The organism is Streptomyces sp. RK62 (genome assembly GCF_018070255.1).
In the GTDB taxonomy this organism is placed as follows: Bacteria; Actinomycetota; Actinomycetes; order Streptomycetales; family Streptomycetaceae; genus Streptomyces; species Streptomyces nigra.
In genome coordinates this window covers 194,575-213,567 of record NZ_JAGPYD010000013.1, presented here as the reverse complement: position 1 = coordinate 213,567, position 18,993 = coordinate 194,575, and the positions used below count along the sequence as shown (strand labels likewise).

Genomic DNA, 18,993 nt, shown 5'->3' with positions numbered 1-18,993 from the left:
GTCAGTACCGGCGCTCCTGCTTCTGCTTGCACTCGACGCACAGCGTCGCGCGCGGGAAGGCCTGCATCCTGGCCTTGCCGATCGGGTCGCCGCAGTTCTCGCACAGACCGTAGGTGCCCGCGTCCAGCCGCTCCAGGGCGTGCTCGGTCTGGATCAGCATCTCGCGCGCGTTCGCGGCGAGGGCGAGCTCGTGCTCGCGCGTGATGTTCTTGGCGCCGGTGTCCGCCTGGTCGTCGCCGGCCCCGTCCCCGGAGTCCCGCATCAGACCGGCGAGGGACCGCTCGGAGGAGCTGATCTCCTCGCGCAGCCGGGTCTCCTCCGCCTGCAGCTCGGCCCGCGCCTCCTCGACCTCTTCCGGGGTCCAGGGGTCCTCACCGGGGCGTACGGCCAGGTCGCCGGGGTCCGCCGCGGCGATGCGCGCCTTGGGAACGGCGGTCTTGGCCGCCGTGGCCGTGCCAGGAGTCTTCTTCGCAACCACTGTCGTGGCTCCCGTCTGCTCCGCGGCCTGCGCCGCGCCCGCCTTCTTGGCCCTGCTCCGGCCGGCCGTCCGCTCCCCGGCCGCCCGTCCCGCGTCCACCGCCTTCTTCTTCGCGCCGCCCGTGGTGCCGGAGGCCTTCCCGGCGGTGGTCTTCTTGGTGCCGTGCGTCCCGCCGGCGCCGCTCGCCTTCTTCTTCGCCGCGCCGGTGTCCGCGCGCGCGGACGCCGTGCTCCTGGTGGCCCCCTTCTTCGCGCCGGCCCCGGCCACCTTCTTCGCGGTCCCACCCCCCTGAGCGCTCTTCCTGCCGTTCACATCCTTGGCCGCGCCCCCGGAGGCGACCGTGCGGCCGGAGGCACCGGCACGGGTCGAGCCGCTCGACGCCGACTGCTGTACGGCGGTCTTCTTCGCCACCATGCCGCGGCCCCTTCACATTTTATGATCTTGCTCGCGAATCGTGCTGGGACGATAAATCGACTCGAGTGCCGCGGCAACGGGGCACACCGCCCGATTCGCCCGCCCCGCGCAGGGAGCGCGCCGGACTTGCATCCGTTGTGCCCAGCTCCCCGCCGGGTATGCCGCCGGGAACGACGTCCCGGGATCCGAACAGGCGTGCCGCGCCATTCGAGTCACCGCGCGCCGCGTCCGCCCGCCCGCGCGCCCTCCGCTCCGGTGCCGTAAATCCGGTCGGCCGGTGTCCCCGCGGCGCCGTACACTGGGCTGAGCGAAAAGCGTGGATGGGGACGAGTAGCGGCGTACGCAGCCCAGAGCGACCCGGGGACGGTGTGAGCCCGGGGGCGAGCGCGACGTGAAGATCACCCCGGAGCCGCCGGAGGAAAGCCGCAGCAGCGTCATCGCAGCGGCGAGTAGAACCGGTATCGCGACCCCAATGAGGGGGCTCACCGGCGCACACCCCGCACCGGAGGGCCAAGGAGGGTGGTACCGCGGGAGCGCGCCGCACCGGCGCACGGAAAGAGCCGGCTCTCGTCCCTCCGGACGGAAGGCAGCAAGTCCGCCGGAGGAAGCTCGCTGATGACACAGCCGACGTACCGCCAGGTGCCCGCCCAGGTCGACCTGCCCGCGCTCGAGCACGCGGTGCTCGACTTCTGGCGCGAGCAGAAGATCTTCGCCAAGAGCCTGGAGCAGTCCGAGGGGCGCCCCGAGTGGGTGTTCTACGAGGGCCCGCCCACCGCCAACGGCATGCCGGGCGCCCACCACATCGAGGCCCGCGTCTTCAAGGACGTCTTCCCCCGCTTCCGCACCATGCGCGGCTACCACGTGGCCCGCAAGGCGGGCTGGGACTGCCACGGCCTGCCCGTGGAGCTGGCGGTCGAGAAGGAGCTCGGCTTCTCCGGCAAGCAGGACATCGAGGCGTACGGCATCGCCGAGTTCAACGCCAAGTGCCGTGAGTCGGTGACCCGCCACACCGACGCCTTCTCCGAGCTGACGACCCGCATGGGCTACTGGGTCGACCTCGACGACGCCTACCGGACGATGGACCCCGAGTACGTGGAGTCCGTCTGGTGGTCGCTGAAGGAGATCTTCGACAAGGGCCTGCTGGTCCAGGACCACCGCGTCGCCCCCTGGTGCCCCCGCTGCGGCACCGGCCTGTCCGACCACGAGCTGGCCCAGGGCTACGAGACGGTCGTCGACCCCTCCGTCTACGTCCGCTTCCCGCTGACCTCCGGCCCGCTGGCCGGCGAGGCCGCCCTCCTGGTGTGGACGACCACCCCGTGGACCCTCGTCTCCAACACGGCCGTCGCCGCGCACCCCGACGTCACCTACGTCGTCGCGACGAACGGCGAGGAGAAGCTGGTCGTCGCCGAGCCGCTGGTCGAGAAGTCCCTCGGCGAGGGCTGGGAGACCACCGGCCAGTCCTTCACCGGCGCGGAGATGGAGCGCTGGACGTACCAGCGCCCGTTCGAGCTGGTCGAGTTCCCGGCCGAGGCCCACTACGTGGTCAACGCCGAGTACGTCACCACCGAGGACGGCACCGGTCTGGTCCACCAGTCCCCCGCCTTCGGTGAGGACGACCTCAAGGTCTGCCGCTCCTACGGCCTCCCGGTGGTGAACCCGGTCCGCCCCGACGGCACCTTCGAGGAGGACGTCCCGCTCGTCGGCGGCGTCTTCTTCAAGAAGGCCGACGAGAAGCTCACCGCCGACCTCGACGAGCGCGGTCTGCTCTTCAAGCACATCCCGTACGAGCACAGCTACCCGCACTGCTGGCGCTGCCACACCGCGCTGCTCTACTACGCGCAGCCGTCCTGGTACATCCGCACGACGGCCATCAAGGACCGGCTGCTCGAGGAGAACGAGAACACCAACTGGTTCCCGGACACGGTCAAGCACGGCCGGTACGGCGACTGGCTCAACAACAACATCGACTGGGCGCTGTCCCGGAACCGCTACTGGGGCACCCCGCTGCCGATCTGGCGCTGCGAGGACGACCACCTCACGGTCGTCGGCTCCCGCGCGGAGCTGTCGGAGCTGACCGGCACCGACCAGTCCGGCCTCGACCCGCACCGGCCGTACATCGACGAGGTCACCTTCGCCTGCCCGACCTGTGAGAAGACGGCCACGCGCGTGCCGGAGGTCATCGACGCCTGGTACGACTCGGGTTCGATGCCGTTCGCGCAGTGGGGCTACCCGTACAAGAACAAGGAGCTGTTCGAGGCCCGCTACCCGGCGCAGTTCATCTGCGAGGCCATCGACCAGACCCGCGGCTGGTTCTACACGCTGATGGCGATCGGCACGCTCGTCTTCGACAAGTCGTCCTACGAGAACGTGGTCTGCCTGGGCCACATCCTCGCCGAGGACGGCCGGAAGATGTCCAAGCACCTGGGCAACATCCTCCAGCCGATCCCACTGATGGACCAGCACGGCGCGGACGCGGTGCGCTGGTTCATGGCGGCCGGCGGCTCCCCGTGGGCGGCCCGCCGCGTCGGCCACACCACCATCCAGGAGGTCGTCCGCAAGACGCTCCTGACGTACTGGAACACGGTCGCCTTCCAGGCCCTGTACGCCCGTACGTCCAACTGGGCGCCGTCCGCGGCCGATCCGGCCCCCGCCGACCGCCCGCTCCTGGACCGCTGGCTGCTGTCCGAGCTGCACGCCCTCACCGATCAGGTCACCCAGGCCCTGGAGGGCTACGACACCCAGCGCGCCGGCAAGCTGCTCTCGGCGTTCGTCGACGACCTGTCCAACTGGTACGTCCGGCGTTCGCGCCGCCGCTTCTGGCAGGGCGACAAGGCTGCGCTGCGCACCCTGCACGAGGTCGTGGAGACCGTCACCAAGCTGATGGCCCCGCTCACCCCGTTCATCACCGAGCGGGTGTGGCAGGACCTGATCGTGCCGGTGACCCCGGACGCGCCGGAGTCGGTGCATCTGGCGTCCTGGCCGGAGGCGGACCTGTCGGCGATCGACCCGGAGCTGTCGCAGCAGATGGTCCTGGTCCGTCGCCTGGTCGAGCTCGGCCGCGCCACGCGCGCGGAGTCGGGCGTCAAGACCCGCCAGCCGCTGTCGCGCGCGCTGATCGCCGCCGCCGGCTTCGACGCCCTGCACCCGGAGCTGCGTACGCAGATCACCGAGGAGCTGAACGTCGAGTCGCTGGCGTCGCTCTCGGAGGTCGGCGGCAGCCTGGTGGACACCACCGCCAAGGCCAACTTCCGCGCCCTGGGCAAGCGGTTCGGCAAGCGGGTCCAGGATGTGGCGAAGGCCATCGCGAACGCGGACGCCGCCGCCCTGTCCCTGGCCCTGCGCGAGGGCACGGCGTCGGTCGAGGTCGACGGTGAGACGGTCGCCCTCGCCCCGGACGAGGTGATCATCACGGAGACCCCGCGTGAGGGCTGGTCGGTGGCCTCCGACTCGGGCGCCACGGTCGCCCTGGACCTGGAGATCACCGAGGAGCTGCGCCGCGCCGGTCTGGCCCGCGACGCGATCCGCCTGATCCAGGAGGCCCGCAAGAACAGCGGCCTGGACGTGGCCGACCGGATCGCCCTGCGCTGGACGGCGACGGACCCGGCGGCGGTCGAGGCGCTCGACCGGCACGCGGGGCTGATCGCCGACGAGGTCCTGGCGACGGACTTCGCCCAGGGCGAGGCGGACGACTCCGGTTACGGCGCCCCCTTCACCGACGAGGGCCTGACCCTGACGTTCCGCCTCCGGAAGGCGTGACGCTCAGCCCTTCGACGCGAAGGCCCTGAACGCGGCGGCCCCGAACGCGAAGGCCCGGCCCACCGGAAAAATCTTGGTGGTGCCGGGCCTTCGGCGTTGTGTGCGTCGGACATCACACCCAGCACCGAACAAACGCCGTATACACCGTGAACACGCGTAGCAAAAGGGCGAGGCCCCGGAACTGAATCCGGGGCCTCGCCCTGAACGCTGCCGACGCCTGAGGCGTACTACCGACCGTCAGTTGTCGTCCTCGTCGATGAGGAAACCGCGCATCGGCGACGGAGCCTGTCCCATCGGGGACGGGCCCTGCGGCCGGACCGGAGCCATCGGCTGGGTCATGGCCGGCGACATCTGCTGCTGGCCGCCGTAGGACGGGCCGGCCGGCGACGGGCCGCCGCCCATCGTCTGGTTGCCGCCGTACGACGGGGCGCTCGCGCCGGCCGGAGCCATCGAGGGCGCCGGGGACGGCGGCAGCGACGCCGTGGCCGGAGTGCGCGGCGGGGCCAGCGAGTCGTCCGCCTGGGTCTCCAGCTGACGCAGCTGGGACTCGAGGTAGGACTTCAGCCGCGTGCGGTACTCGCGCTCGAAGCCGCGCAGGTCCTCGACCTTGCGCTCCAGCGTGGCGCGGGCGGACTCCAGGGAGCCCATCGCGACGCGGTGCTTCTCCTGCGCGTCCCGCTCCAGGGCGTCGGCCTTGGCACGGGCGTCACGCTCCAGACCCTCGGCACGCGAACGCGCCTCGCCCACGATCTTGTTGGCCTCGGAACGGGCCTCCGCGATCGCCTGGTCGGCGGTCTGCTGGGCGAGCGACAGAACGCGGGCCGCGCTGTCGCCGCCGGGGCCGCCCTGACCGGGACCGCCCATCGGGCCACCCATCGGACCGCCCATGGGGCCGCCCATCTGCTGCATGGGGGGCTGGCCCATCGGCCCCGGACCCTGGCCCATCGGACCGGGACCCTGCGGGCCACCCTGACCGCCGGGGCCGGCGGGCAGCTGCGGGGCACCGCTCGGCAGCTGGGGCGGACCACCCATGGGGCCACCCATCTGCTGCTGCGGCGGGCCCGATATCCCGGCGGGAACGGGTCCCCCGGGACCGCGCATGCCCTGCTGTGGCATACCGCCCTGCTGCGGCATACCGCCCTGCTGCTGGTCCTGCGGACCGCCCGGGCCCTCCGGAGGCTTGCGCATGTTCTGCTGGTTCTGGGCAGCAGCACGCGTCGCCGCGGCCAGCTTGGCGCGCAGATCCTCGTTCTCGCGGAGCAGGCGGGTCAGTTCGGCTTCGACCTCGTCGAGGAAGGCATCGACCTCGTCCTCGTCATAGCCTTCTCGGAGGCGGACGGTCGTGAACTGCTTGTTCCGCACGTCCTCGGGGGTCAACGGCATCTCTTCACCTCAACGTAGTCGTCGGCAGTCGGCAAGACCGTATCTGTCACATCGTTCACATCGCGCTCCGCACGAGCGTGATCAGGATGTAGACGATGATCAGCAGTACGAAGAAGGACAGGTCGAGCGCCACGCCCCCGAGACGCAGCGGCGGAATGAACCGCCGCAGAAGCTTCAGCGGTGGATCAGTGACAGTGTAGGTGGCCTCCAGAACGACCACCATCGCCTTGCCGGGTTGCCATGAGCGGGCGAACTGGAAGACGTAGTCCATGACCAACCGGAAGATGAGCACGATGAGGAACACCATCAGCGCGATGTAAAGAACCTGCAGGACCACGCTCATGACTGGTGTTTCCCTCTCCCCTGTCCCTGTCGGGTGTGCTGCTCTTCCGGTGGTGCGTCTCAGCTCTGGTTGAAGAACCCGCCCTCTGCGATGCGGGCCTTGTCCTCCGCCGTGACATCGACGTTAGCAGGAGACAACAGGAACACCTTCTGGGTCACCCGCTCGATACTGCCGTGAAGACCAAACACCAAACCGGCCGCAAAGTCGACAAGTCGCTTCGCGTCTGTGTCATCCATCTCAGTCAGATTCATGATCACCGGGGTGCCTTCACGGAAGTGTTCCCCGATGGTACGGGCCTCGTTGTAGGTCCGCGGGTGAAGTGTGGTGATCCGGTACGGCTCTCGTTCCGACACGACCTTGGGCATGATCACCGGTGCGTTCTTCTCCAGGCTTGCGCGTTCTTGTGTGATGGACGCCACGGGCGCGATGCGCGCCGGACGCCCGGATTCCGCGGACAGCGAAGCCGACCGGGCCACCGGTTCGCGGGGCGCGGGCGGCTGCACGATTCGCACCTCTTCGTCCCTTTGGGACTGATGTGCACTGTGAGATGAGTGGGACGGCTCGTGCCGTCGGTGGTCCCGCTCCGGCTCCGGGTCCAGTTCGGGCTCGAAGTCGTCGTCGGGGTCGAACCCCCGGCCGTCGTACCCATCGTCCTCCACGAGGCCGAGGTAGACCGCCATCTTGCGCATCGCGCCGGCCATTCTCTGAGTCCTCCGCTCTGTGGTGGATCGGCTGACGACTGCCAAGTGCCTTCGATCCACGCGGTCGTTACGTCCGCCTTTCGGCGACATTGACCATATTTTCTGCTGTGGTCCGACTTCTTGGCGACGTTACCCGAGCCTGGGGCGGACTCCGAGTACCGCAGTGCCGACGCGCACATGTGTCGCACCGGCCGCCACGGCCTCCTCGAGGTCCGCGCTCATCCCTGCCGACACCATGTTCGCAGCCGGATGAGCTCGGCGCAGGTCAGTCGACAAATCCATCAACCGCTCGAACGCCGCCCGTTGGCGGCCCGCGTACTCGCCGGTGAGCGGCGCGACCGTCATCAGGCCCGCCAGCCGCAGCCCCGGCGCGTCCGCGACGAGACCCGCCAACTCCTCGACGCCGCCCGGCGCCACTCCGCCGCGCTCGCCGCGCGCGCTCTCGCCCGCGTCCAGCGCCACCTGGATCAGACAGCCCAGCTCGCGCTCCTGCCGTACGGCCTCCTTCGACAGGGCCGTCACCAGCCGGGCCCGGTCGACGGACTGCACGAAATCGGCATAACCAGCAACGGACCGGACCTTATTGGTCTGCAACTGGCCGACGAAGTGCCAGGCGAGCGGCAGATCCGAGCAGTCGGCGGCCTTGGGGGCCGCGTCCTGGTCGCGGTTCTCGGCGACGTGCCGCACACCGAGTTCCGCCAGGATCCGCACGTCGCTCGCGGGGTAGGTCTTGGTGACCACGATCAGGGTCACCTCGTCACGGGAGCGCCCGGCGGCCGCACAGGCGGCGGCGATTCGACGCTCCACTTTCGCCAGGTTCTCGGCGAGTTCGTCCTTACGGTCCGTCATGTCCATTCAGTCCAGCCAGACATATCCCGCGAGTCGCCCCGTGGTGCGATCGCGGCGATACGAGAAGTGGTCGGGCGACTCCCGTGTGCACACCGGCGACCGCTCCCGGTCGCGCACCCCGAGCCGGGTGAGCTGCGCGTGCACTCCGGCGGCGACGTCCACGGCGGGCGTGCCCCAGCTGGTCTCGGCGTGCGCGGCCGGTTCGACGGCGGCGACGTCGGCGCGCATCTCCTCGGGCACCTCGTAGCACCGGCCGCACACGGTGGGTCCGGTGCGGGCGACGATCCGGGCGGGGTCGGCGCCGAGCCGGGTCATGGCCGCCACCGCCGCCGGGACGACCCCGGCGATCATGCCGGGGCGTCCGGCGTGGGCCGCGGCGGCGATCCCGGCGACCGGGTCGGCCAGCAGCACCGGCACGCAGTCGGCGGTGAGGACCGCGAGGGCGAGTCCCCGGCGCGTCGTGACGATCGCGTCGACCTCGGGCACCGGCGCGTCGCCCCACGGTCCGTCGACCACGGCGACATCGGTGCCGTGCACCTGGTTCATCCAGACGACGTCGCCCGGGTCGAGCCCGAGCGACGTGGCCGCGCGTTCGCGGTTGGCCCCGACGGCCCCGGGGTCGTCGCCGACCGCCCCGCCGAGGTTGAGCTCCTCATACGGAGCGGCGCTCACCCCGCCCCACCGGTCGGTGAAAGCGAAGTGCGCGCCGCTCACGGTGTCGCGCTGTCCTATCACGTCAGAAGGATCACTTGAGGAAGTCCGGTACGTCCAGCTCTTCCGCCGCGCTGTCGGCGTAGGTCCGCGACGGCGGGACCGGCGGGGCGACCGGGACGTCGGCCACCGGCTCCGGCGCCGGCTCGGGCTCCTCCTTCGGCGTCACGCTGCCGAGGGATCCGAAGGACGGACGGCTCTCGGGCTGCGGCCGGGACGCCGGCGCGGGCTCCTCGCGGCGCGCCGGGGTGGACGAGGCCGAGCCGAGGACGTTGTCCCGGCGGGCCGGCGGCTGGCCGCCGTCGAAGCCGGCCGCGATCACGGTGACCCGCACCTCGTCGCCGAGGGCGTCGTCGATGACCGCGCCGAAGATGATGTTGGCCTCGGGGTGGGCGGCCTCGCTGACCAGCTGGGCCGCTTCGTTGATCTCGAACAGGCCGAGGTCGGAGCCGCCGGAGATGGAGAGCAGGACCCCGCGGGCGCCGTCGATGGACGCCTCGAGGAGCGGTGAGGAGATCGCCATCTCGGCCGCGGCCACCGCGCGGTCGTCGCCGCGGGCCGAGCCGATGCCCATGAGGGCCGAACCGGCCTCGGACATGACCGACTTGACGTCGGCGAAGTCGAGGTTGATGAGGCCGGGGGTGGTGATGAGGTCGGTGATGCCCTGGACACCGGAGAGCAGGACCTGGTCGGCCGACTTGAAGGCGTCCAGGACCGAGACCTGGCGGTCCGAGATGGACAGCAGCCGGTCGTTCGGGATGACGATGAGGGTGTCGACCTCTTCGCGCAGCTCGGCGATGCCGTCCTCGGCCTGGTTGGCGCGGCGCCGGCCCTCGAAGGTGAACGGGCGGGTGACCACGCCGATGGTGAGCGCGCCCAGGGAGCGGGCGATGTTGGCCACGACGGGCGCGCCGCCGGTGCCGGTGCCGCCGCCTTCACCGGCCGTCACGAAGACCATGTCGGCCCCCTTGAGGACCTCCTCGATCTCCTCGCGGTGGTCCTCGGCGGCCTTGCGGCCGACGGCCGGGTTCGCTCCGGCGCCGAGTCCGCGGGTGAGTTCGCGGCCGACGTCGAGCTTGACGTCGGCGTCGCTCATCAACAGCGCCTGCGCGTCGGTGTTGATGGCGATGAACTCGACGCCCTTGAGACCGACCTCGATCATCCGGTTGATGGCATTGACACCACCGCCGCCGACACCGATGACTTTGATGACTGCGAGGTAGTTCTGCGGTGCTGCCACGTCGAAGGCCTCTCGCCTCGAGTTACGGGTCACCGGAGGACGGAAGCGGTGCGCTTCGCGAACCCGGTGACTGATGCCGAATGGGACGGTCCATAGCGCCGACCCGAACCCTAACCCTGAAGTTTAGGGTTACCAGTGTGTCTGTTCCCTGAAGTCTTCTGAACAGGACACTAAGTCGACAAGTGGCGCACGTTCAACGAACACGCCGAACCTCCCGTTTTTCTTTTCACCCTATGTGATCAGCCGTGTCGCTGCCCAACCAGGGTGCTGGCCTGCGCGGATGTGCGTCAACTCCCTGATGACGCCGGGGCCGTGGGGACACTGACGTCGAAGTGCCGCGCACGCGGGGAGGCTTTCATGAGAGCGTGGAGTGTGCGAGCCTTCGCCGCGCCGTTCTCGCCGCTGCCCCAGTCGACGGTCGTGCCGCCGGTCAGGACGAGCGAGATGTCGTCGTAGGAACGGACCTTGACGACCTGGGTGCCCCGTGCGACGGACGCCGGGAGGGCGCCCGCGACCCGCACCGCCTCCCGCACCAGCCGGGCCTCGCCGAAGCGCCGCAGGCTCGCCGCGGCGGAACTCGACCGGGAGACCGTCAATTCCAGCGCGGGGACGCCTTTCGGCGGTTCGGGGGCGGTTGCGAAACGGACGCCTTTTCTGTCCACTTCGACGAATTCCTCCCCGCTTCGGACCGTCAGGACCGGAGTACGCTCCACCACTTTCAGACCGATTCCGTGCGGCCAGGCACGGACCACGTCGACCTGGTCGATACGGGGCAGTTCGCGCCGCAGACGCGCCTCGATCGCCTCGATGTCGACGGAGACGAGCGGCGCGCCGACGGGGACGTCGGCGGTGTCCCGTACCTGCTCCGATGTCAGTACCCGGGCCCCGGACACCGACACCCGCTCGACGCGCAGCCACGAGGAGCCGTACAGCAGCCAGACGGAGCCGGCGCCGAGCAGCACCAGGACGATGGAAAGAATGATGATCGTACGAAGCCGGGGCAGCCTCAACCGCCGCCGGGTGAGGGGCGGGTCGGACGACTCCTGCTGGCGTTCACCGCGCTCGGCGGTCGTCGATCCGGCCACGCTCCCTACCCTCCGTCATACGGTCACTGGCGGCGGTGCGAGGCGATCGCCTCGTACACCATGCCGACGAGCAGGTCGTCGGCGTCCCGGCGGCCGAACTCACCGGCGGCGCGGGACATCTCGTACAGCCGGTGCGGGTCGGCGAGCACGGGCAGCACGTTCTGCTGCACCCACTCGGGGGTGAGTTCCGCGTCGTCGACCAGCAGGCCGCCGCCGGCCTTGACCACCGGCTGGGCGTTCAGCCGCTGTTCGCCGTTGCCGATGGGCAGCGGGACATAGGCGGCCGGGAGTCCGACGGCGGAGAGTTCGGCGACGGTCATCGCGCCCGCGCGGCAGAGCATCATGTCGGCCGCGGCGTACGCGAGGTCCATCCGGTCCAGGTAACTTACCGGGATGTAGGGGGGCATCCCCGGCATCTGCTGTACGTGCGGCAGTTCGTTCTTGGGTCCGACCGCGTGCAGGATCTGGATGCCGGCCTGCTGGAGGTAGGGCGCGACCTGCTGGACGACCTCGTTGAGGCGGCGGGCGCCCTGCGAGCCGCCGGAGACCAGCAGCGTCGGCAGGTTGGGGTCGAGCCCGAACATCGCGCGCGCCTCCGGGCGGCGGGCGGCCCGGTCGAGGGTGGCGATGGTGTGGCGCAGCGGGATGCCGATGTAACGGGAGTTGCGCAGCTTGCTGTCCGGGGTGGCCACGGCGACCTGGGCCGCGTAGCGCGAACCGATCTTGTTGGCGAGGCCCGGGCGCGCGTTGGCCTCGTGGATGACGATCGGCACGCCGAGGCGCTTGGCGGCGAGGTAGCCGGGCAGGGCGACATAGCCGCCGAAGCCGACGACGGCGTCCGCCTTGGTGCGCTCCAGGATCTGCTCGGTCGCCTTGATCGTGCCGCGCAGCCGGCCCGGGACGGTGATCAGTTCGGGCGTGGGCTTGCGTGGCAGGGGCACGGCGGGGATCAGCGCGAGCTCATAGCCCCGCTGCGGTACGAGCGTGGTCTCCAGACCGCGTTCCGTGCCCAGGGCCGTGATCCCCACGGTCGGGTCCTGCCTGCGCAGGGCGTCCGCGAGGGCGAGCGCTGGCTCGATGTGGCCGGCGGTCCCCCCACCGGCGAGTACGACATGCACCGAAATTCACCGCTCTCCGGACGAGCGCGCCGCCGTGGCACGCCGTCGCATCGTGTTCCATCTCCGAGGCCCCCGAACAAGCCCGGCGCCTCCCGCACGCTTTTTACCAAAGCGTGGTTGCCGTACGGAAAGCGCTGCTCGCGCAGCGGGCTCGTCGCGCGCGAACGCGATCAGCAGCCCGATGGCGAACATGGTCGGCAGCAGGGCGGACCCTCCGTAGGAGAACAGCGGGAGGGGGACTCCGGCGATCGGCAGCAGGCCGAGCACCGCACCGATGTTGATCACGGCTTGCGCGGTGATCCAGGTGGTCACACCTCCCGCGGCATACCTGACGAAGGGGTCCTCCGTGCGTCCGGCCACGCGGATACCCGCATAGCCTAGAGCCGCGAACAGACCCAGTACCGACAGCGTCCCCGCCAGGCCCAGTTCCTCACCGGTGACGGCGAAGATGAAGTCGGTGTGGGCTTCGGGTAGTTGGCCCCATTTCTCCACGCTCGCCCCGAGTCCGGATCCGAAGATCCCGCCGGACGCGAGCGCGTAGATCCCGTGCACGGCCTGCCAGCAGTCGACGGGCCCGGACTGCGGCTCGGTCGCGCCGAGGCACTGCAGGCGGGCCATCCGGTTGGCGCTGGTCCTGATCAGCAGCAGGCCGATCGCGCCGGCGACGGACAGCACGCCGACGAACAGCCGGGTCGGCGCCCCCGCCAGCCACAGCAGGCCGAACAGGATCGCGGACAGGATGATCGCCGTGCCCATGTCGCCGCCGAGCATGATCAGCCCGAGCAGCATGAACGCGACCGGCACCAGCGGCACCAGCATGTGCTTCCACTGGGTCAGCAGCTTCTTGTCCTGCTTGCGGGCGATCAGGTCGGCGCCCCACAGCACCAGCGCCAGCTTGCCGAACTCGCTGGGCTGGATCTGGAAGGAGCCGCCGAGCGCGATCCAGTTCTGGTTGCCGTTGACCGCGACTCCTATCCCGGGCACCTGCACCAGCGCCATCAGGAAGACGGCACCCGCGAGGATCGGGTAGGCGAGCGCCCGGTGCAGCTTCACCGGCATCCGGGAGGCCGCGAACAGCAGCCCGGCGCCGATCACCGCGGCCAGCAGCTGCTTGCGGAAGAAGTACGAGCCGGGCAGCGACATCTGCAGCGCGGTGATCTGGGAGGCCGAGTAGACCATCACCAGACCCAGCACGGTGATAAGTAGGCTGCCGCCGAAGATCAGGTAGTAGGCGGTCAGCGGCCGGTCCCAGGCCCGGCGCAGCCGCCGGTGGAGCCGCCGTACGGCGTTGTCGCGCACCGGGCGCGCGGCGGCGGGGCGCCGCACGGTCCGCTGGACGGGGGGCCGTCCGGTACGGCTACCGGGCATCGGCGCTCACCGCCTCGCCAAGGGCGTACGTGCTGTCCGGCCACATCCGAGTCACGCGTCCTCCAAGGGTCCCGAAGCACCCGCTGTGGCCGAGACCCGCCGTCAGGCGCCCGCGCCGAGTTCGCGGACCGCCGCCGCGAACGCGTCACCGCGCTGGTTGTAGTTGGCGAACATGTCCATCGAGGCACACGCCGGAGCGAGGAGCACCGTGTCGCCGGGCTGTGCGAGCCGCCGCGCCTCCTGGACTGCCGCGAGCATCGCCCCAGTGTCGGTCCGGTCGAGGTCGACGACGGGTACTTCCGGCGCGTGTCGCGCCAGGGCTTCACGGATCAGGGCTCGATCGGCGCCCATCAGCACGGCCGCGCGCAGCCGCGGCGCGGACTTGGCGACCAGTTCCTCGAACTCGGCGCCCTTGGCGAGGCCGCCCGCGATCCACACGATGGACTCGTACGCCGCCAACGACGCCTCTGCGGCGTGGGTGTTGGTGGCCTTGGAGTCGTCGACGTAGGCGACGCCGTCCACGTCCGCCACGTGGGCGATGCGGTGGGCGTCCGGGGTGAAGGCCCGCAGCCCGTCCCGTACGGCCCGCGGGGGCACCCCGAAGGCGCGCGCGAGGGCCGCCGCCGCAAGGGCGTTGGCGATGTTGTGCGGGGCCGGCGGATTGACGTCGGAGACCTCGGCGAGCTCCTGGGCGTTCTTGTGCCGGTCCTCCACGAAGGCACGGTCGACGAGGATGCCCTCGACGACGCCGAGTTGGGAGGGGGCCGGGGTGCCGAGGGTGAAGCCGATGGCACGGCAGCCCTCCTCGACGTCGGCCTCGCGCACCAGGTCCTCGGTGGCCTTGTCGGCGACGTTGTAGACGCAGGCGACGCGATTGCCCTCGTAGACGCGGCCCTTGTCGGCGGCGTACGCCTCCATGGAGCCGTGCCAGTCGAGGTGGTCGGGCGCGAGGTTCAGCACGGCGGCGGAGTGGGCGCGCAGGGAGGGCGCCCAGTGCAGCTGGTAGCTGGAGAGTTCGACGGCGAGGACGTCGTACTCCTCGTCGCCGAGGACGGCGTCCAGCAGGGAGACCCCGATGTTGCCCACGGCCGCCGTGCGCAGGCCCGCCGCGCGCAGGATGGCGGCGAGCATCTGGACGGTGGTCGTCTTGCCGTTGGTGCCGGTGACGGCGAGCCAGGGGGCCGCGTCCGGGCCCCGCAGCCGCCAGGCGAGTTCGACGTCGCCCCAGATCTCCACGCCGGCCGCGCGGGCCGCCTCGAACAGCGGCTTGTCCGGCTTCCAGCCGGGCGCGGTGACGACGAGTTCGGTGCCGTCGGGCAGGGTCGCCCCGTCGCCGAGCCGCACGGTGACGCCCAGCGCCTCCAGTTCGGCGGCCTGCGCACGGGCGCGGTCGTCGTCGCCGTCGTTGACGACGGTGACCTTCGCGCCGAGGCCGTGCAGCACCTTGGCCGCCGGGATGCCGGAGACGCCGAGCCCGGCGACGGTGACGTTCTTCCCCTGCCAGTCGGTCACTTGTCCGCTGCCCATCCCGCGTAGAAGAGACCCAGTCCGACGATCACACAGATGCCCTGGATGATCCAGAAGCGGACCACCACAAGGACTTCGGACCAGCCTTTGAGTTCGAAGTGGTGCTGCAGTGGCGCCATACGGAAGACGCGCTTGCCGGTCAGGCGGAACGAACCGACCTGGATGACCACCGACATGGTGATGAGGACGAACAGGCCGCCGAGGATGGCGAGCAGCAGCTCGGTGCGCGAGCAGATGGCGAGACCGGCGAGCGCGCCGCCGAGGGCCAGCGAACCGGTGTCGCCCATGAAGATCTTGGCGGGCGACGTGTTCCACCACAGGAAGCCGAGGCAGGCGCCCATCAACGCCGAGGAGACGACGGCGAGATCGAGTGGATCGCGCACCTCGTAACAGGCGCCCGGGTTCGTCAGGGTCTGCGCGTTGGCGCAGGACTCCTGGAACTGCCAGACGCCGATGAACGTGTAGGCGCCGAAGACGAGCACCGAGGCGCCGGTGGCGAGGCCGTCCAGACCGTCGGTCAGGTTCACGCCGTTGGACATCGCCAGGATCATGAACAGCGCCCAGACCACGAACAGCACCGGGCCGATGGACCAGCCGAAGTCCTGTACGAAGGAGAGCTTGGTGGACGCCGGGGTGTTGCCGCGGTTGTCCGCGAACTGCAGCGACAGGACCGCGAAGGCGATGCCGCCGAGCAGCTGGCCGGCCATCTTCGCCTTGGCCCGCAGACCCAGCGATCGCCGCTTGACGATCTTGATGTAGTCGTCCAGGAAGCCGACCAGACCCATGCCGGCCATGAGGCCGATCACCAGGATGCCGGAGAACGTCGGCGGCTTGCCGGTGATCAGCTTCGACAGGAAGTACGCGGCGATCGTCGCCAGGATGAAGGCGATACCACCCATCGTCGGCGTACCGCGCTTGCTGTGGTGCTCGCGCGGGCCGTCGTCCCGGATGTACTGGCCGTAGCCCTTGCGGGCCAGCAGCTTGATCAGCAGCGGTGTGCCGACCAGGGTCAGGAACAGACCGATGACACCCGAGAACAGGATCTGATTCATCATCGGGCGGCGACCTCACCCTCGGTACCGCCCGCGAGCAGCGCCTCGGCGACACTCTCCAGACCGACCGAACGGGACGCCTTCACGAGCACGACGTCCCCTGGGCGCAACTCGCTGCGCAACAGGTCGACCGCCGCCTGTGCGTCGGACACGTGCACCGACTCCTCACCCCACGAACCCTCGTTATATGCGCCCAGTTGCAGCCAGGACGCTTCCCTGCCCCCGACCGCGACGAGCTTGCCGACATTGAGCCGGACGGCGAGCCGTCCGACCGCGTCGTGCTCGGCGAGCGCCTCGTCCCCGAGCTCGGCCATCTTGCCGAGCACCGCCCACGTACGGCGCCCCTGGCCCATCGCCGCGAGGGCGCGCAGAGCGGCTCGCATGGACTCGGGGTTCGCGTTGTAGGCGTCGTTGACGACCGTCACGCCGTCCGGGCGCTCGGTGACCTCCATCCGCCAGCGGGAGAGGGAGCCCGCCTCCGAGAGCGCGGTGGCGATCTCTTCCGCGGACATGCCCAGCTCATGGGCGACGGCGGCCGCGGCGAGCGCGTTCGACACGTGGTGCTCACCGTACAGGCGCATGGTCACATCACTGCACCCGGAGGGTGTGTGAAGCACGAAGGAGGGCTGTCCGCTGTCCGTGAGTCGCACGTTCTCGGCGCGAACGTCCGCTTCGTCGGACTCTCCGAAAAGGACCACCTTCGCCTTCGTACGGGAGGCCATGGCGCGTACGAGGGGGTCGTCGGCGTTGAGGACCGCGGTGCCGCCCTCCTCGGCGGAGGGCAGGCTCTCGACGAGTTCGCCCTTCGCCTGGGCGATCTGCTCCCGGCCGCCGAACTCGCCGATGTGCGCGGTGCCGACGTTGAGCACCAGGCCGACCTTCGGCGGGGTCAGTTCGGTCAGGTAGCGGATGTGGCCGATACCGCGCGCGCCCATCTCCAGGACCAGGAAGCGGGTGTCCTCGGTGGCGCTGAGGGCGGTGAGCGGCAGTCCGATCTCGTTGTTGAGCGAGCCCGGCGTGAACACGGTCGGCGCCTTGTGGCGGAGCACCTGGGCGATGAGGTCCTTGGTGCTGGTCTTGCCGGCGGAGCCGGTCAGCGCCACGAGGGTCGCGCCGAGCCGGCGGACGACATGGCGGGCGAGGGCGCCGAGAGCCTTCTGCACGTCCGGCACGACGATGGCGGGCACGCCCACCGGGCGTGAGCCGAGGACGGCGGCGGCACCGGCCGCGACGACCGCTTCCGCGAAGTCGTGGCCGTCCACGCGCTCGCCGACGAAGGCGACGAAGAGGCTGCCGGGCTCCACCTCACGGGAGTCCCGGACGACGGATCCGGTGACCTGGACCGACGGATCCGGTATGTCGTACGTCTGCCCGCCGACGACTTCTGCGATCTCGGCGAGGGAGAGGGCGATCACAAGTTCATCCCTGGGTCTTCTTGATGGCTTCGCGCAGCACCTGGCGGTCGTCGAAGGGACGGACCACCCCGGCGATGTCCTGGCCCTGCTCGTGGCCCTTGCCCGCGATCAGCACGGTGTCCCCGGGCTGGGCGCGGGCGACGGCGGCGGCGATCGCGGCGGCGCGGTCCTCGAAGACCTGCACCTCGCCGCGCTCGTGGGCCGGCACGGAGGCGGCGCCCCGGAGCATGGCCGCGAGGATCGCGAGGGGGTCCTCGGAGCGGGGGTTGTCGGAGGTCAGGACGGCGGTGTCGGCGAGCCGCGCCGCGGCCGCGCCCATCGGCTCCCGTTTCGTCCTGTCCCGGTCGCCGCCGCAGCCGAGCACCACGTGCACCTTGCCCTCGGTGACCTTGCGCAGGGCCTTCAGGACGGACTCGACGGCGTCGGTCTTGTGGGCGTAGTCCACGACCGCGAGGTACGGCTGCCCGGCGTCCACCCGCTCGAGCCGGCCCGGCACGCCCGGTACGGCCGCGATGCCGTCGGCGGCGGTCTGCGGGTCGAGGCCCGCGGCGGCCAGGGCGACGATCGCGGCGAGGGTGTTGGCCACGTTGAAGGGACCGGCCAGCGGCGAGGTGGCGGTGATCCGCTCGTCCTTGGGGCCGATCACCGTGAACCGCGCGTCCATGGGTCCGATCCGGACGTCCTCGGCCCGCCAGTCGGCGTCCGGGTGGCCCTCGGCGGAGAAGGTGACGACCGGGACACCGGCCTCCTTCACGAGCCGGCGGCCGTACTCGTCGTCGACGTTGACCACGCCGAGCCGGCTGCGCGCCGGGGTGAACAGCTGCGCCTTGGCCTGGAAGTAGTCCTCCATGTCGGAGTGGAACTCCATGTGCTCCGGGCTCAGGTTGGTGAAGACGGCGATGTCGAAGACACAGCCGTCGACCCGCCCGAGCACCAGGGCGTGACTGGAGACCTCCATGGCGACCGCCTCGACGCCGCGCTCGCGCATGACGGCGAAAAGGGCCTGCAGGTCGGTGGCCTCGGGGGTGGTGCGCTCGGACTTGATCCGCTCGTCGCCGATGCGCATCTCGACCGTGCCGATCAGGCCGGTGGAGCGGGCCGTGCGCAGGCCGCCCTCGACGAGGTAGGCGGTGGTGGTCTTGCCGGAGGTGCCGGTGATGCCGATCTGGAGCAGGTCGCGGCCCGGGTGGCCGTAGATGGTGGCCGCGAGTTCGCCCATCCGGCCGCGCGGGTCGTCGGCCACCAGGACCGGCAGGCCGGTCGCGGCGGCGCGCTCGGCGCCGGTCGGGTCGGTGAGCACGGCGACCGCGCCGAGGCCGGCGGCCTGGGTCACGAAGTCGGCGCCGTGCAGGCGGGCGCCCGGGAGGGCGGCGTACAGATCGCCGGGGCGGACGGCCCGCGAGTCATGGGTGATGCCCGTGACCTCGACGGCGCCGTCCGGCTGTGCCGGCGTGGCGGCACCCAGCTGATCGGCGAGTTCCGCCAGGGGTGTGGCGGCGACCTGTACCGGCCTGGGCGGTCCCGGATACGTCACGGGGTGCCCCTTCTGGGTG

15 protein-coding genes are annotated in these 18,993 nt (G+C 70.7%); 1 reads left to right on the top strand and 14 read right to left on the bottom strand.

Going from position 1 to position 18,993, the window contains the following annotated elements:
• Position 1: 1 nt before the first annotated feature.
• Positions 2-892, bottom strand: coding sequence for a TraR/DksA C4-type zinc finger protein (locus KBY32_RS25495; RefSeq protein WP_210981779.1), 891 nt, complete (start codon positions 890-892; stop codon positions 2-4).
• 615 nt (positions 893-1,507) lie between these two features.
• On the opposite strand from KBY32_RS25495, the gene ileS reads away from it, so the two are divergent.
• Positions 1,508-4,648, top strand: coding sequence for an isoleucine--tRNA ligase (ileS, locus tag KBY32_RS25490; RefSeq protein WP_210981778.1), 3,141 nt, complete (start codon positions 1,508-1,510; stop codon positions 4,646-4,648).
• Positions 4,649-4,885: 237 nt separating this feature from the next.
• Here ileS and KBY32_RS25485 read toward each other — a convergent pair whose 3' ends face one another.
• The 13 genes from KBY32_RS25485 to KBY32_RS25425 form a co-directional block, all read right to left on the bottom strand.
• The gene (locus tag KBY32_RS25485; RefSeq protein ID WP_055621610.1) at positions 4,886-6,031 is read right to left on the bottom strand and encodes a DivIVA domain-containing protein; all 1,146 of its coding nucleotides are present in this window, start codon (positions 6,029-6,031) and stop codon (positions 4,886-4,888) included.
• 55 nt (positions 6,032-6,086) lie between these two features.
• A complete protein-coding gene (locus KBY32_RS25480; protein ID WP_055621611.1) occupies positions 6,087-6,374 on the bottom strand; it encodes a YggT family protein in 288 nt (95 codons plus the stop codon).
• Between the two features lie 59 nt (positions 6,375-6,433).
• Positions 6,434-7,075 (bottom strand): cell division protein SepF, encoded by a 642-nt coding sequence (locus tag KBY32_RS25475; protein WP_055621612.1) that lies wholly within the window; start codon positions 7,073-7,075, stop codon positions 6,434-6,436.
• 129 nt (positions 7,076-7,204) lie between these two features.
• Positions 7,205-7,924 carry a YggS family pyridoxal phosphate-dependent enzyme gene (locus tag KBY32_RS25470; protein ID WP_210981777.1) on the bottom strand — a complete coding sequence of 240 codons (720 nt, stop codon included), beginning with the start codon at positions 7,922-7,924 and terminating at the stop codon, positions 7,205-7,207.
• A gap of 6 nt (positions 7,925-7,930) precedes the next feature.
• Positions 7,931-8,659, bottom strand: a complete 729-nt coding sequence (gene pgeF / locus KBY32_RS25465) for a peptidoglycan editing factor PgeF (protein ID WP_210981776.1) — start codon at positions 8,657-8,659, stop codon at positions 7,931-7,933.
• Positions 8,660-8,669: 10 nt separating this feature from the next.
• A complete protein-coding gene (gene ftsZ, locus KBY32_RS25460) occupies positions 8,670-9,875 on the bottom strand; it encodes a cell division protein FtsZ (RefSeq protein ID WP_115509188.1) in 1,206 nt (401 codons plus the stop codon).
• A gap of 287 nt (positions 9,876-10,162) precedes the next feature.
• A complete protein-coding gene (locus tag KBY32_RS25455) occupies positions 10,163-10,960 on the bottom strand; it encodes an FtsQ-type POTRA domain-containing protein (RefSeq protein ID WP_210981775.1) in 798 nt (265 codons plus the stop codon).
• A gap of 23 nt (positions 10,961-10,983) precedes the next feature.
• The gene (gene murG, locus KBY32_RS25450; RefSeq protein ID WP_055621616.1) at positions 10,984-12,078 is read right to left on the bottom strand and encodes an undecaprenyldiphospho-muramoylpentapeptide beta-N-acetylglucosaminyltransferase; all 1,095 of its coding nucleotides are present in this window, start codon (positions 12,076-12,078) and stop codon (positions 10,984-10,986) included.
• A gap of 6 nt (positions 12,079-12,084) precedes the next feature.
• The gene (gene ftsW, locus KBY32_RS25445) at positions 12,085-13,446 is read right to left on the bottom strand and encodes a putative lipid II flippase FtsW (protein ID WP_055621617.1); all 1,362 of its coding nucleotides are present in this window, start codon (positions 13,444-13,446) and stop codon (positions 12,085-12,087) included.
• A 102-nt stretch (positions 13,447-13,548) separates the two neighbouring features.
• Positions 13,549-14,973: a UDP-N-acetylmuramoyl-L-alanine--D-glutamate ligase gene (gene murD / locus KBY32_RS25440; RefSeq protein ID WP_055621618.1), complete on the bottom strand. Its 1,425-nt coding sequence runs from the start codon at positions 14,971-14,973 to the stop codon at positions 13,549-13,551.
• The gene (gene mraY, locus KBY32_RS25435) at positions 14,955-16,028 is read right to left on the bottom strand and encodes a phospho-N-acetylmuramoyl-pentapeptide-transferase (RefSeq protein ID WP_055621619.1); all 1,074 of its coding nucleotides are present in this window, start codon (positions 16,026-16,028) and stop codon (positions 14,955-14,957) included. The genes murD and mraY overlap by 19 nt, the downstream gene beginning before the upstream one ends.
• Positions 16,025-17,440 (bottom strand): UDP-N-acetylmuramoyl-tripeptide--D-alanyl-D-alanine ligase, encoded by a 1,416-nt coding sequence (gene murF, locus KBY32_RS25430; RefSeq protein ID WP_210981774.1) that lies wholly within the window; start codon positions 17,438-17,440, stop codon positions 16,025-16,027. Before murF ends, mraY begins: the two co-directional genes overlap by 4 nt.
• A 4-nt stretch (positions 17,441-17,444) precedes the next feature.
• Entirely contained in the window at positions 17,445-18,974 is a 1,530-nt protein-coding gene (locus KBY32_RS25425) for a UDP-N-acetylmuramoyl-L-alanyl-D-glutamate--2,6-diaminopimelate ligase (protein ID WP_108706479.1), read from the bottom strand.
• Positions 18,975-18,993 lie beyond the last annotated feature (19 nt).

Coding starts and splice junctions, on each gene's coding strand:
- mraY (WP_055621619.1), bottom strand. CDS start 16,028: ATGATGAATCAGATCCTGTTCTCGGGTGTCATCGGTCTGTTCCTGACC.
- KBY32_RS25495 (WP_210981779.1), bottom strand. CDS start 892: ATGGTGGCGAAGAAGACCGCCGTACAGCAGTCGGCGTCGAGCGGCTCG.
- ftsW (WP_055621617.1), bottom strand. CDS start 13,446: ATGCCCGGTAGCCGTACCGGACGGCCCCCCGTCCAGCGGACCGTGCGG.
- KBY32_RS25480 (WP_055621611.1), bottom strand. CDS start 6,374: ATGAGCGTGGTCCTGCAGGTTCTTTACATCGCGCTGATGGTGTTCCTC.
- murD (WP_055621618.1), bottom strand. CDS start 14,973: ATGGGCAGCGGACAAGTGACCGACTGGCAGGGGAAGAACGTCACCGTC.
- KBY32_RS25485 (WP_055621610.1), bottom strand. CDS start 6,031: ATGCCGTTGACCCCCGAGGACGTGCGGAACAAGCAGTTCACGACCGTC.
- KBY32_RS25470 (WP_210981777.1), bottom strand. CDS start 7,924: ATGACGGACCGTAAGGACGAACTCGCCGAGAACCTGGCGAAAGTGGAG.
- KBY32_RS25475 (WP_055621612.1), bottom strand. CDS start 7,075: ATGGCCGGCGCGATGCGCAAGATGGCGGTCTACCTCGGCCTCGTGGAG.
- ileS (WP_210981778.1), top strand. CDS start 1,508: ATGACACAGCCGACGTACCGCCAGGTGCCCGCCCAGGTCGACCTGCCC.